Here is a 13,262-nt window from a genome sequence, read left to right on the forward strand (position 1 = left end):
AATCAAGACGCAGAAAACATACATAAAAAGGAAACGGGAGAAGTTCCATGAACTACCTGGACCTTTTGCTGGGCCTAGTCTTTCTGTTTTGCTCTCTAGCCGGTTATACCCGCGGCTTCATTTCTCTCATGGTCGGATGGGCCGGTAAGATAATAACCCTGATCGCGGCTTTCTACTTTGCCAAACCCCTGGCAGGCTTTTTAGGTCAAGGATTGGGGCTGCAAAGCCGGTTGGCCGGGAAACTCACGACTTTCTTCCCCCCTGCCGGCATCCTGGCGGAAAGCGACATGGGCAGGATCTCCGCCCAAAAGCTGCCGGAAGTGCTGGATAAAATGCACCTTCCCCCTCTTCTGAAATTTAAAGTGATGGAACGGGCGCCGGAATTGATGGCAACCGGTTCCGCTTCCGTGACGGCCGTGTTAAACGAACTGGCCCGGCAGAGTGCGGACCTGCTGCTTCATGGGGTAAGCTTCTTGCTCCTGGTGATTGGCGGTGGATTATGCATCAAGTTTTTTGTCTTCCTCGTTAATCATTTACTGCAGGGTACGTTGATTGGTCAATTAAACCGGCTGCTGGGCATGACCCTGACCTTGATCCTGGCTTTGGGGGTTACCATGCTGGTCATCGGTATCACGGCGCCGCTGGTTTTCGTGCCTGCTCATGGGGAAGAGGGATTTTTAGCGGACTTGGCCAAAGGTTCTTACTTGTATCCTCGTTTCCTGGAAGCTTACGGCCTGTTTTTAGGGGCCATAATTAGTTATTAATGGTTTGATTTTCCTGGCTGATGATAGTAAAATATGGTAGTGGATGAAGGTTTGCTGCAGTTTGTGGCAGCAGCAAGATGATGGGAGGAAGCAGCTTTGGAGAAGAAACTCACCGGTGGCCAAGCCCTGGAAGGGCGGCTCAGGTATAAGAAAAAGAACGTGTGGGAGCATTTATCCCGGGCAGAACGGGAAGCGGCGCTGGAGTTAGGAGAAGAATATAAAGAGTACCTTTCCCAGGTGAAGACGGAGCGGGAAGCCGTCCGGTTCATGGTGAGCCGGGCCGAAGCGGAGGGTTTCCGTCCCTTGGACGAGCTCAAGCATTTAAAACCCGGCCAGCGCTTTTACCTCACCTACCGGAGCAAGGTGCTGCTTTTAGGCGTCGCCGGGGAAAGACCCCTCAAAGAAGGCCTTCGTTTAGTCGGTGCTCACATTGATGCCCCTCGTTTAGATTTAAAGCCCCAGCCTCTTTATGAGAGTGACGGGCTGGCTCTTTTTAAAACCCATTATTACGGCGGGATCAAGAAATACCAGTGGCCGGCTCTGCCCCTGGCCTTGCACGGCCTGGTCATGAAAGCCGGCGGGGAGGCCTTGGAACTGGTGCTGGGCGAAGCTGAGGAGGATCCTGTTTTTACGGTAACCGATTTGCTGCCCCATTTGGCCAAGGACCAGATGGAGAAAAAAATGAAAGAAGGCATTCAAGGCGAGGATCTCAACGTCCTGGTGGGTAGCCTGCCCTATGCGGACGAGGAGGTGCAGGAAAAAGTCAAGCTGGCGGTGCTGCAGCACCTGCATGAACGGTACGGCCTGGTGGAGGAGGACCTGGTCAGCGCCGAGCTGGAACTGGTGCCGGCCGGGAAAGCCAGGGACGTGGGATTGGACAGGAGCCTGGTCGGCGGCTATGGGCAGGATGACCGGGCTTGTGCTTTTACAGCTTTTAAGGCTATCCTGCAAGTGCAAAAGCCCCGTTATACCGCCCTGGCCCTCTTTGTCGACAAGGAGGAAATCGGCAGCACCGGCAATACCGGGGCCCAGTCCAGGCTCTTGGAATACTTTGTCGCCCGTTTGGGGGAATTAACGGGCGACAAGACAGTCAAAGATGTGTGGCAGGTCTTCGACCGGTCCCTGGCGGTGTCCGGGGATACGGTGGCGGCCCTGGATCCCAGCTGGCCCAATGTCCTGGACAAGTACAACGCACCGGTGCTGGGGCATGGAGTGGTGCTTCTGAAGTACAGCGGTGCCGGGGGCAAATACGATACCAATGATGCCCATGCAGAAACCGTCTACAGCTTGCGCAGGTTGTTTAACGAGCACGGGATCATCTGGCAAACCGGCGAACTTGGCAAGGTGGATCAGGGTGGCGGGGGTACCATCGCCCAGTTCCTGGCCCAGACCGGGATGGACGTCATTGATTGCGGCCCGGCCTTATTAAGCATTCACTCACCATTTGAAATTGCCAGTAAGGGTGACATTTACATGACTTTTAGGGCCTATCAGGTCTTCTTACAGAACTAGCAAAGGAGAGAACACATCATGGCGGACATACGTTTAACACAATGCGCCAAGGCCTCCGGGTGAGCGGCAAAGGTAGGTCCGGGGACCTTAAGAGACGTACTTGGCACCATCACCACTGTGGAAGACCCGCGCCTTTTGGTCAGCGGGGCCACGATGGATGATGCCGGTGTCTACCGGCTCACCGATGAACTGGCCCTGGTGCAGACCGTGGACTTCTTCACGCCCATGGTGGATGACCCGTATTTGTTCGGGCAGATCGCGGCGGCGAACGCCTTAAGCGATGTTTATGCCATGGGGGGTAAGCCCCTTACCGCAATGAACATCGCCGCTTTTCCGGTGAGCACCATGGACCTGGGCATATTGAGGGATATTTTCCGGGGAGGTGCCGACAAGCTTAAAGAAGCAAAGACGCTGCTGGTGGGAGGCCATACCATTGAGGACCAGGAACCGAAATACGGTTTATCGGTGACGGGGATTGTACATCCCGAGAAGATATGGACCAACCGGGGCGGGAAACCGGGGGACAGCCTGGTTTTGACCAAACCCCTGGGGACCGGGATCATCAGCACGGCCATCAAAGGGGAAATGGCCGGCCGGGAGTCCGTGGAAGAAGCCGTACGCTTCATGACCACCTTGAATAATGCGGCAGCGGAAGCAGCCGCCCAAGTCGGGGTCCATGCCTGTACCGATGTGACCGGCTTCGGCCTTTTGGGGCATCTCTATGAGATGATGACGCCGGAAATAGGTTTTGAAATCATCTGGCCGCAAGTGCCGCTGATGGCGGGAACCAAAGACTACGCTTCCTGGGGACTGGTGCCCGGGGGTGCACGTCGCAATCTCAAGTACCTGCACGACGCCGTCGAACGGGAAAAAGGCATCTCCGACATTGCCATGGATATCCTGGCGGATCCCCAAACTTCAGGGGGATTACTGTTGGCGGTATCATCGGAGAAAGCACAAGCATTAGTAGCCGCCTTGCATGAACGAGGTGTCGCGGCGGCACAAGTGATTGGATATGTGACGGACAAGCATCCGGGCAAAATTCTAGTGAGAGGGTGGTAGAACATGGAAAAGATAGTCGATGCGCGCGGCTTGGCTTGCCCGCAGCCGCTCATTCACACCAAAAAAGCCTTGGAAGAATTTGACGGGGAGGAATTAGTGACGATTGTGGATAACGAAACAGCCAGGGACAACATCCTTCGTTTTGTTAAGAGTCAAAACTTGGAAGCCGAGGTAGAACAACGGGCCAGCGATTATTACATCAGGATTCATAAACCACAGTTTACCGGCCTTGAGCCCCAAGTCACCGTGGAGCGGGATTACATCATTTTCGTCGGCAGTGAATTCTTAGGCCGGGGCAGCGACGAATTAGGCGGCATCCTGACCAGGAGCTTCTTCTACACCCTGGCTGAGGCGGACAAGCTGCCGGCGCAGGTCATCCTCGTCAACAGTGGGGTTAAACTGGCCTGTGAAAACTCTCCCGTCCTGCAGCACTTGATCGATTTAGAGAAAAAAGGCGTGCAGATCCTCGCCTGCGGTACCTGCCTTGACTACTACGGCTTGAAGGAGAAGCTGTGTGCCGGTTCCGTAAGCAACATGTATACCATTTTGGAACAGCTCACCCTTTATCCCCGGGTAGTGACTCTGCCGTAACAAAGGTGCTTGGCGACTGAACCCGAGAGCCCGTATATTTGGTAGGCATCCAGGAGGTGTGTAGCGTGTGGTGGCAGGTGGTTGGCCTGGGCATCCTGTGCCTGGTGATACTGGCAGTCTTTTGGCGAGAAAAAACAAAAGCACCCCAACGGCAGCTCCCGAATCCCCAGAACGGCGAAGAACTGCTGCAGCTGGTACCAATTCATGATCCGGCGGTGCTGGCACCCCGGGTGGTGGCCCTGTGGCCGGCTTTGGACGAGGAAACCCGGCAAAAACTAAAAGAAGCTGTGCATGCTTACGGTTGGGAGGCATATTTCCTGACTGACCTGGAGGACCCGGATGTGGAGAAGAGGATTCGCGCCATTGAGATTCTGGGCCTGATTGGAGGCAAGAAATCCATCTGGCCTCTCATGAGCGCCCTGGCCTCCCGCAACGACCGGATCTGCTTTGCCGCCACGGCGGCCTTGAAGGAGTTACGAGTGCCGGGGTTAATTGAAACTTTGATTGAAGCTTTGGCGGCACCGGAGCGCTGGCCCCCTGCCCGGGTGGCGGAAATCATTCTGGCCAAAGGGAAAGAAAGCGTGATGCCGCTTTTGGAAAAGCTGCCGGCGGCGGCACCGGCGGCCAAAGGCTATATCATCGAAATCTTAGGGGAGTTGGGGGACGTGCGGGCAGTGCCCTACTTCATTGTAGGAGTGGAGGATGAAGATCCGGCCATCCGGGCCAAGAGCGCCCGCGCCTTGGCACAGGTCAACGGCCCGGTGATGGGAGTCACGGACAGCCTTCAACAAGCCCTCCGGGACGAGGCTTGGGAAGTGAGAGTCCATGCGGCCCTGGCGGTGGGGAACTTAAAGATCCATGAGATGGCGGCCACTTTGGAGGAGCTCCTGTCGGATCCCGACTGGCGGGTGAAGGAAACCGCCGAGAAGGCGTTGAAACAATTAAACTAGCGACTGAACGAGACAGCACAGGCAGGTGAGGTACATTGTCCTTCAATATTGGCGACATTGTCCAGATGCGCAAGTCTCACCCCTGCGGCAGTGATCAATGGGAGATCACCCGGGTGGGGATGGACTTCCGCATCAAGTGTTTAGGCTGCGGCCGGCAGGTCCTCCTACCCCGGCGGAAATTTGAAAGAGGCGTGAAAGCCGTTATCAAGAAAGTAGAACTTTAGCCTCCCCTTGCGTCCTGTTTTTGCGGTATGGTATAATCAACAAATGGCGATTGTTTCATTGCCATCCAGCCCTGCCCCTTAGGGGGCCGTTAGTCCGAAGGGAGGTGAAGGAAATGCGCAATTACGAAGCCCTCTACATTGTCAGACCTGAACTCAGCGAAGAGGAACAGCAAGCGGTGGCGAAGAAATTTGCCGACATTGTGGCCCAGAACGGCGGCGAAGTGACCAAGCTGGACATCTGGGGCAAACGCAGGTTGGCCTACGAGGTGAAAAAGCTGCGTGAGGGCATCTACATCCTGATGCAGTTCAAAGCCGAAGCCCGGGTAGCCCAGGAAGTCGAGCGGGTGATGAAGATCACCGATGAAGTGATCCGCCAGCTGGTTGTTCGCCTCGAAGATGATGCGCTCTTAGCTGGGGAAGAAGAGGAGGCACCGGTAGAGCAAGGGGAACCTGCAGCCGAAGAGGAACAAACTGTGGCCGCGGAAGAATAATTGAGATCAATATACAAGGATGGTGTTGGTTTTGCTGAACCGGGTTATTCTGATTGGCAGGCTGACGCGAGACCCCGAGCTTCGTTACACCACCGGCGGTGTCGCCGTAGCCAATTTTACCTTGGCAGTGGACCGTCCTTATACCAACCAACAAGGAGAGCGGGAAGCGGATTTTATCCGGGTCATCACCTGGCGTAAACTGGCGGAAGTCTGTGCCCAAAACCTCGGGAAAGGACGGCTGGTGGCCGTGGACGGGCGCCTGCAGGTCAGGAGTTACGATGACCCAAACGGCGTGAGGCGCCAAACCGCCGAAGTAGTGGCGGAAACCGTTCGCTTCCTGGATTGGCCTAAAGATCGCGGCCAGGCTCCCTCCGATCTGGGTGGAGGCGGCAGTTTTGACGACTTTGGAGATCCTTTCAGCGGCTCAGGTATCGATCTATCGGGAGATGACTTTCCTCTGTAAAAAATCGGGTGTAAGGAGGGACTTTTGTGCGTCGCGAACGAAAACGTTCCCGCAAGCGCGTGTGCAGTTTCTGCGTGGATAAAATTGCGGTGATTGATTATAAAGACACCCAGCGCTTACGGCGGTATATCACGGAGCGGGGCAAGATCCTGCCCCGCCGGGTAACCGGCAACTGTGCTCATCACCAGCGGATGCTGACCACCGCCATCAAGAGAGCACGGAATATCGCCTTGTTGCCGTTTACGGTTGAATAATCCGGAAGGGAGTTTCAAGCTCCCTTCACATTAGAACAAAAGGGTGTGCGGTGTTAATCCCGGGGCTTCGTTTTTAGGCCGGCGATTTGCACCCGGCGCCAAAGGAGCAGTTGGTAAGGGAGCGTCATGCTCCCTTTTACCTTACCATGCAGGAATCACCAGGCTGAAAGCGAAGAATCATGAGAAACCTAGACCCGGCAAAAAGAGGTGATTTATTGACCAGGCAAGCAAACGCCCTAGCCCAGGGAGCCATCTTGGCAGCCATGGCTGCCATCCTGGGGCTGGCTGCTCTTTATCTTCCCGTCCTCGGCGTCCTAGCCGGGGCTTTGTGGACTATCCCGATTATCGTCCTCATCCTCCGGTTCGAATTGAATACGGGGATCATGGCATTGACCGTCGCCCTGGCCATTATCGGTATGACCGCCGGGCCGGTGGGGGCCTTGTCTTTAGGTTTGCGAGGAGGTTTCACTGCTTTAATCCTAGGTTATGCTTTCCGGCAACAGTGGTCCCCCGGGCTAACGGTTTTAAGCGGTGGTGTGGTGACGGTGTTGGGGACGGCGGTGCTCCTGGTGGTGTCCTTTGCGGTGATGGGAGGGCCGCTCCTTGATACCGCCGAATTGGAGCGCATGGTGGATGAAACCATGGAACTGTACCGGCAGTACGGTCTGTTAGATCCCTTGCTGCAGCAGGGTACCAGCGAGGAGGAAGTGGCCCGCCAGGTCAGGCAAGCCATGGGGCTCGCCATGTCGCTGATTCCCGGGATGATGTTTATCAGCTCCCTCAGTGCCGCCGGTCTCACCTATCTTTTGGCCAGGTTAACGTTGAAGCGATTGGGTTACCAGGTCCGGCCGCTGCCGGCGTTTCGCTACTGGCAGGTACCCTGGTATACCGCCTGGGGGCTGATCCTGGGACTGGCTTTGTTGCTGGCCGGCGATTACTTAGGCTTTAAACCGGTATTGCTCATGGGGCAGAATATTGTCTACATCTACTTGCCTTTACTCCTGGTCAACGGGCTGGCGGTGGTCACCTATTACTATTACAAATGGAATTTAAACCCGGCCGTGAAAGCTATCGGGTTGGCCCTGCTGGTCATCAATCTGCCTGTGACCGTGATTTTTCTAATTATTCTCGGTGCTTTTGATCCCCTGTTTAATTACCGGAAATTGTCGTTTGGAACGCAAAAAAGGGAGTGATAAGATGAAAGTAATCTTGCTTTCCGATGTCAAGAAATTGGGGCAAAAAGGTGACGTGGTGGATGTGGCAGAGGGATATGCCAGGAACTACCTGTTACCCAAAGGACTGGCCAAGGAAGCCACCGCCGGGAGCCTGAAGGAGCTAAACGCCATCAAGGAAAGACAATTGGCCCGGGAAAAAGAACAGTTGGAACAGGCGAAGAAACTTGCGGCCAAGCTGAACGGGCAGGCCGTTCAGATCACCAGCAAAGCCGGGGATAAAGGCCGTCTCTTTGGCTCCGTTACCAATAAGGAGGTGGCTGAAGCCATCGCCGCCCAGTTTCAAGTGGACATCGATCGCCGCAAAATCGAATTAAAGGATGCGATTAAATCCTTAGGGGAGTATCCCGTCAAAGTCAAAATACACCCCCAGGTAACGGCTGAGATGATCGTGCGGGTGGTGGGCGCGTAAGAGAGGAGTTTTCTAAGTGAATAAATCGGTTTACAACCACCAGGACAACCTTTTGGCCGGCAGCATCAAGCTGGAAAAACAAGTGGCCGCTTTCTATGACATCTTGTGCGATATTTACGGTGCCGAGCGGGTTGTCTTGAAAGCCAATAAATTGGAGGCCCTGGAGCTCATCCGTTCCGGCCAACTGGCCGAACGGGTCCTGGGTTTGCAAAAACTCGTATTTGAAGATCCGACGTTAGACCGGCTGCCGGATGAAGCTGAGATCCCGGAGGTCCTGGCCGAGTTGGAAGCGGCCATTGCCGACGTGGTGGCCCACCGGGCTTTAGAGGACAGGCTGGAGAGGCTCATTGCGGAGAAAATGCAGGAAAAACATGAAGAGTACTTCCGGGAAGTCAAAATGCAGGTCCTGCGGGAGACCGGGGGGGTGGAAAACGCCCAGACCCTCAAGAAACTGGCCTTGCTGGAAGTGATGGATAACATCCAGCTCTCCCGGCAGTTGACGGAGGTCCTGCGCCCCAGTTCCCTGGCGGATATCGTGGGGCAAAAGCAGGCGGTGACCGCCCTGGTCTCAAAACTGCTTTCCCCCTACCCCCAGCACATGATCCTTTACGGTCCGCCGGGCGTTGGGAAAACCACGGCGGCCCGCCTGGCCCTGGAAGCGGTAAAATCCATGCCCGGAGCCCCCTTTGACGCTAGGGCTCCTTTTGTGGAAGTAGACGGGACCACCTTACGCTGGGACCCGCGGGATATTACCAATCCCTTGCTGGGCTCCGTCCATGATCCCATTTACCAGGGGGCCAAGAGGGACCTGGCCGATACCGGCGTGCCGGAACCGAAGCTGGGGCTGGTGTCCGAGGCCCATGGCGGTATTCTCTTTATTGATGAAATCGGGGAGATGGACCCCTTATTGCTGAACAAGCTCTTAAAAGTCCTGGAAGACAAAAGGGTTTACTTTGAATCCTCTTACTACGATCCGGAAGATGAAAACGTGCCCCGTTATATCCGGAAAATCTTTGAAGAAGGGGTTCCGGCGGATTTTGTGCTCATCGGTGCAACCACCCGGGAACCTGAATACTTGAATCCGGCCTTGAGGTCCCGCTGTGCGGAAATCTTCTTTGAGCCGTTAACCCCCCAGGACATCCAGGCCATTGTCAAGCAGGCCGCGGCCAAGCTCCAGGTGAGAATGGACAAGGAAGTGCCCCAAATTATCAGCAGTTATACCATCGAAGGCCGCAAGGCCAATAACATCCTGGCGGATGCCTACGGTCTTGCCTTGTACCAGAAGCGGGCGAAGAAAGGCAGGGGGCCCCTCAAGATCACCAAAGAGCACGTCTATCAAGTGGTGCAGATGGCCCGGCTCCATCCCCATACCGTCTACCGGAGCAGCCAGCCGGAAGTGGGCCGCCTTTTCGGCCTGGGCGTGTCAGGGTTTGTCGGCAGCGTCATTGAAATCGAAGCCGTGGCCCTGCCGGCCCGGGAAAAGGGGAAAGGCAAGCTGCGCTTTAATGAAACCGCCGGCAGCATGGCCAGGGATTCCGTGTTCAACGCCGCCTCCGTGGTGCGGAAGATGCTGGGGGAAGAATTGGAAGACTATGACCTGCACATTAACGTGGTGGGCGGCGGTAACATTGACGGGCCTTCAGCCGGGGTAGCCATCTGCTTGACCATTCTAAGCGCCATCTCCGGTACTCCCCTGGCCCAGGATGTGGCCGTCACCGGGGAGCTCTCCATTCAAGGCAAGATCAAACCCGTCGGCGGTATTGTGGAAAAAATTTACGGCGCCAAGCAGGCGGGGATGAAAAAGGTACTGGTCCCCAAGGATAATGAAAAAGACGTGCCGTTGGATTTAGAAGGCATTGAAGTGAAAGCCGTCAGCCGGATTGAAGAAGCCTTCCGGGAAGTCATCGCCGGCGACGGAGGGCAGGAGACGCGACAGATTAGCTGAGGAACTGCGAAGGAATGATGCCTATGAGTATACCCTTGGACCGGGTTCCCCCGCAAAACCTGGAAGCGGAGCAGTCGGTGTTAGGGTCGATGCTCCTGGCGAAGGAAGCCATCGACGAAGTAACGGATCTTTTGTCCGCCCAGGATTTTTACCGGGACAGCCACCGCTATATTTTTGAAGCTATTTTGTCCCTTTATGCCAAGCAGGAGCCGGTGGACCTGATTACCCTGGCGGAAGAATTGAAAAGCCAGGGTTTACTGGAAAAGGTGGGCGGGGCATCGTATCTCGCCTTGCTGGCCAGCATGGTGCCCACGGCAGCCAATGCCCGGTACTATGCCCAGATTGTGGCGGAGAAATCCCTGCTGCGATCACTCATCTCCGCCTGCACTTCCGTCATCCAGCAGTGTTACGAAGCCGGCGAGGAAGCGGCCGCTCTTTTGGACGAAGCGGAAAAGCTGATCCTGCAGGTATCCGAGCGCCGGCGGTTTGACGGCTTTACCCATGTGAAGCCCATCATTTTGGAAGTGATTGACCAGTTGGACATGCTGGCCAAGCACAAGACCGGCGTCACCGGGATTCCCACCTTTGAGGCCCTGGACCGTTACCTGTCCGGGCTGCACAAGAGCGATTTGATCATCTGCGCCGCCCGGCCCGGCATGGGTAAAACGGCTTTCTGCTTGAACATTGCGCAAAAAGCCGCCATGAAGTCCAACATACCCGTGGCTATTTTCAGCCTGGAAATGTCCAAAGACCAGCTGACCCAGCGATTACTATCCGCCGAGGCCATGGTGGACCAGAGTAAACTCCGCTCCGGTTTCCTGACCCCGGAAGACTGGCAAAGGGTCACTCTGGCGGCCGCCAAGCTGGCGGAGGCACCCATTTACATCGATGACACCCCCGGCATCACCGTCATGGAGATGCGGGCCAAGAGCCGGCGGCTCAAGGTGGAAAAGGACCTGGGACTGGTCATTGTAGACTATCTCCAGCTCATGCAGTCCCACCGGCGCGTGGAAAACCGGCAGCAGGAAATATCCGAAATATCTCGTTCTTTAAAATCCCTGGCCCGGGAGCTGGATGTGCCGGTTTTGGCCCTGTCCCAGCTCAGCCGGGCCGTGGAGCAGTCCCCCAGCAAGCGCCCTGCCCTCAGCCACCTGCGGGAATCCGGTTCTCTGGAACAGGATGCCGATGTGGTGCTCTTCATCCACCGGCCCGATTATTACGATCCGGACAGTGCCATGCGGGGGATTGCGGAGATCATCATCGCTAAGCACCGCCACGGGCCCACCGGTTCGGTGGAGCTGGCCTTTGCGGCGGAGTATACCAGGTTCCTGGACCTGGCTAAAGAATAATAAAATGCTTGAAGGGAGGCTTTTGCATGGAAAAGGATGTTATGGAATTGGTGGCTAAATTCATGGCCCTCTCAGCCCGCACCGCCCCTAAGGCAGGCGGCAAGGATTTCATCGAGACCAAAGTGGTGACCGGGGAACAGCTGCAGGCATTAGCTGATGAGTGTGTGGCCTACGGCCGGGAAACGGGGAAAAAGAACTGGGACCGGGACGGGGAGAACGTCCGCCAGTCCGATGCGATGCTCCTGGTCTCCTTGAAAGAGGCCAAGACCATGGGCTTAAACTGCGGCGCCTGCGGCTACGACAAGTGCAGCGACCTGCCCGCCCTGCGCCCAGGGCCCGAGTTCGACGGCCCTATTTGCGCCTGGCGCATCATGGATCTGGGCATTGCCCTCGGTTCCGCGGCCAAGACCGCCGGCATCTTCAATGCCGATAACCGGATCATGTACCGCGTGGGCGTGGCCGCCAAAAGGCTGGGTCTGATCGAGGGAGAACTGGTGGTGGGCATTCCCATCAGCGCCACCGGCAAGAGCATTTATTTCGACCGGGGCAAGTAAACAGAGCCAGTGGCATACATATAGACGCCGGGAAAGCTATCCAGGCGAATTTTTTGGGCGCGACAACAAGGGCAACCGGCGTTACGCGGCAAGCACATGAGCCCGGGGGTCATGGCCCGGCACTTTCCCCATGCGCTTCCCGTCTAACACCCGTTGCCCTTTTGGTACCGTGCGGCATTATTGTTTAGACAGCCTTTCATAGATATAATGAAGGAGCTTCTCTAACCTGTGGAACTCTTCCGGGGGCAAGTCCTGCAGCAGTTGAGCCAGCATCTGGGCTCTTTTTTCATCCAGTTCATTAATTAAATCCTGCCCTTTCTGGGTAAGCTTGATCCAGACAATCCGCCGGTCCGCCTCGTCCTGCTCCCGGGTCACCAGTCCTAATTTGTAGAGCCGGTTGATTAACCCGGTAATGGCGCTCAAGGTGACCCCTAAACAGGCGGCGATGTCCGTCACCTTCAACTGTCCTTCCCGGGACAGCAGTCTTAATGTAAAAAACTGAATGCCGGTGAGTTCCTCTTCCTGGGTGGACAGCAGCGCTTTGAGGCGGTGGGTGATTTCGCTGGCTGCAAAATCCAACCGGCGGGCCGCAGTTAGATAAGCATTTTCCATGTCCATAGCTGGCGTTGGTCCTTTCTTTTCGGGTTTTATCAACAAAAATAAACTTAATTCATGTTAAGTATAAATCCGGATGCGGGCACCTGTCAAGGAAATTAGTGCTTGCAAATTGCTGACCTCGGATTTAGGATAATGATATGGAAAGGAGTGGGATTTTGCTCATTGTCAGTGCCTGCCTGGCTGGGGTAAAATGCAAGTATAACGGAGAAGATAATTTCACCCCGTTATGCAGGGAACTGCTGGCCCTGACACCGGTACAGCTGGTTTGTCCGGAACAGTTGGGGGGACTGCCCACGCCCCGGGTGCCGGCTGAGATCCGGGGCGGATCCGGTGAGGATGTACTGGCGGGGCGGGGAAGAGTCCTGACGGGGGATGGCCGCGATGTGACGGGGGCCTTCTTGCGCGGGGCGAGGGAGACTTTGCGGGTGGCCCGTCTCTTGGGTGCCTCAGGCGCCGTGCTGAAAGAGGGCAGCCCTTCCTGCGGCAGCCGCCGGATCTATGACGGGACTTTTCAGGGATGCCGGAAAGCCGGTCAAGGGGTGACAGCGGCCCTGCTGCGCCGGGAAGGATTGGAGATCTGGTCGGAAGAGGACTTGGCATTATTGCTGGAGAAAAAGGGAGGGTAGCCAGATGTTATTGACCACCACTTCGCAAGTGGAAGGAAGGAAAATCAAGGATTACCTGGGTATTGTGGCCGGGGAAACCATCCTGGGGGCGAATCTGGTACGGGATTTGTTCGCCAGCATCACCGACGTGATCGGCGGCCGTTCCCGCGCTTATGAGAAGAAATTGTTCCAGGCCCGGGAAACGGCTTTGAGGGAGATGGCGGAGGAAGCGAGAA

Annotated in this window: 17 protein-coding genes; 16 read left to right on the top strand and 1 reads right to left on the bottom strand. The window is 56.0% G+C overall.

Annotated elements, in window-relative coordinates; all coding sequences use genetic code 11:
* The first annotated feature begins 47 nt into the window (after positions 1–47).
* The 14 genes from GXX34_00135 to GXX34_00200 all read left to right on the top strand — a co-directional run bounded on the left by GXX34_00135 (position 48) and on the right by GXX34_00200 (position 11,803).
* Positions 48–764, top strand: coding sequence for a hypothetical protein (locus tag GXX34_00135; protein HHW05932.1), 717 nt, complete (start codon positions 48–50; stop codon positions 762–764).
* 96 nt (positions 765–860) lie between these two features.
* Complete coding sequence (locus GXX34_00140; protein HHW05933.1) at positions 861–2,276, top strand: aminopeptidase; 1,416 nt, start codon at positions 861–863, stop codon at positions 2,274–2,276.
* Positions 2,277–2,294: 18 nt separating this feature from the next.
* Entirely contained in the window at positions 2,295–3,338 is a 1,044-nt protein-coding gene (gene selD / locus GXX34_00145; GenBank protein HHW05934.1) for a selenide, water dikinase SelD, read from the top strand.
* Between the two features lie 3 nt (positions 3,339–3,341).
* Positions 3,342–3,929 (top strand): sulfurtransferase-like selenium metabolism protein YedF, encoded by a 588-nt coding sequence (gene yedF, locus GXX34_00150; protein ID HHW05935.1) that lies wholly within the window; start codon positions 3,342–3,344, stop codon positions 3,927–3,929.
* Between the two features lie 65 nt (positions 3,930–3,994).
* Entirely contained in the window at positions 3,995–4,879 is an 885-nt protein-coding gene (locus GXX34_00155; protein HHW05936.1) for a HEAT repeat domain-containing protein, read from the top strand.
* Between the two features lie 35 nt (positions 4,880–4,914).
* A complete protein-coding gene (locus tag GXX34_00160) occupies positions 4,915–5,103 on the top strand; it encodes a DUF951 domain-containing protein (protein HHW05937.1) in 189 nt (62 codons plus the stop codon).
* A gap of 113 nt (positions 5,104–5,216) precedes the next feature.
* Positions 5,217–5,594, top strand: coding sequence for a 30S ribosomal protein S6 (locus tag GXX34_00165; GenBank protein HHW05938.1), 378 nt, complete (start codon positions 5,217–5,219; stop codon positions 5,592–5,594).
* Positions 5,595–5,625: 31 nt separating this feature from the next.
* The gene (locus GXX34_00170; GenBank protein ID HHW05939.1) at positions 5,626–6,057 is read left to right on the top strand and encodes a single-stranded DNA-binding protein; all 432 of its coding nucleotides are present in this window, start codon (positions 5,626–5,628) and stop codon (positions 6,055–6,057) included.
* A gap of 26 nt (positions 6,058–6,083) precedes the next feature.
* Positions 6,084–6,311: a 30S ribosomal protein S18 gene (locus tag GXX34_00175; GenBank protein HHW05940.1), complete on the top strand. Its 228-nt coding sequence runs from the start codon at positions 6,084–6,086 to the stop codon at positions 6,309–6,311.
* A 215-nt stretch (positions 6,312–6,526) separates the two neighbouring features.
* Positions 6,527–7,504: a YybS family protein gene (locus tag GXX34_00180; GenBank protein HHW05941.1), complete on the top strand. Its 978-nt coding sequence runs from the start codon at positions 6,527–6,529 to the stop codon at positions 7,502–7,504.
* A gap of 4 nt (positions 7,505–7,508) precedes the next feature.
* Positions 7,509–7,955, top strand: a complete 447-nt coding sequence (locus GXX34_00185; protein ID HHW05942.1) for a 50S ribosomal protein L9 — start codon at positions 7,509–7,511, stop codon at positions 7,953–7,955.
* A gap of 16 nt (positions 7,956–7,971) precedes the next feature.
* Complete coding sequence (gene lonC / locus GXX34_00190) at positions 7,972–9,900, top strand: ATP-dependent protease, Lon family (GenBank protein HHW05943.1); 1,929 nt, start codon at positions 7,972–7,974, stop codon at positions 9,898–9,900.
* A 23-nt stretch (positions 9,901–9,923) separates the two neighbouring features.
* Complete coding sequence (gene dnaB / locus GXX34_00195; GenBank protein ID HHW05944.1) at positions 9,924–11,249, top strand: replicative DNA helicase; 1,326 nt, start codon at positions 9,924–9,926, stop codon at positions 11,247–11,249.
* Positions 11,250–11,275: 26 nt separating this feature from the next.
* Entirely contained in the window at positions 11,276–11,803 is a 528-nt protein-coding gene (locus tag GXX34_00200) for a hypothetical protein (protein ID HHW05945.1), read from the top strand.
* Positions 11,804–11,980: 177 nt separating this feature from the next.
* Here GXX34_00200 and GXX34_00205 read toward each other — a convergent pair whose 3' ends face one another.
* Positions 11,981–12,415: a MarR family transcriptional regulator gene (locus GXX34_00205; GenBank protein ID HHW05946.1), complete on the bottom strand. Its 435-nt coding sequence runs from the start codon at positions 12,413–12,415 to the stop codon at positions 11,981–11,983.
* 161 nt (positions 12,416–12,576) lie between these two features.
* Here GXX34_00205 and GXX34_00210 point away from each other — a divergent pair, with 161 nt between their 5' ends.
* The gene (locus GXX34_00210) at positions 12,577–13,047 is read left to right on the top strand and encodes a DUF523 domain-containing protein (GenBank protein ID HHW05947.1); all 471 of its coding nucleotides are present in this window, start codon (positions 12,577–12,579) and stop codon (positions 13,045–13,047) included.
* A gap of 4 nt (positions 13,048–13,051) precedes the next feature.
* Positions 13,052–13,262, top strand: a 211-nt coding sequence (locus GXX34_00215; protein HHW05948.1) for a YbjQ family protein, incomplete at its 3' end; no start/stop codon positions are given.

The organism is Clostridia bacterium, from assembly GCA_012840125.1.
Classification (GTDB): Bacteria; Bacillota; DULZ01; order DULZ01; family DULZ01; genus DULZ01.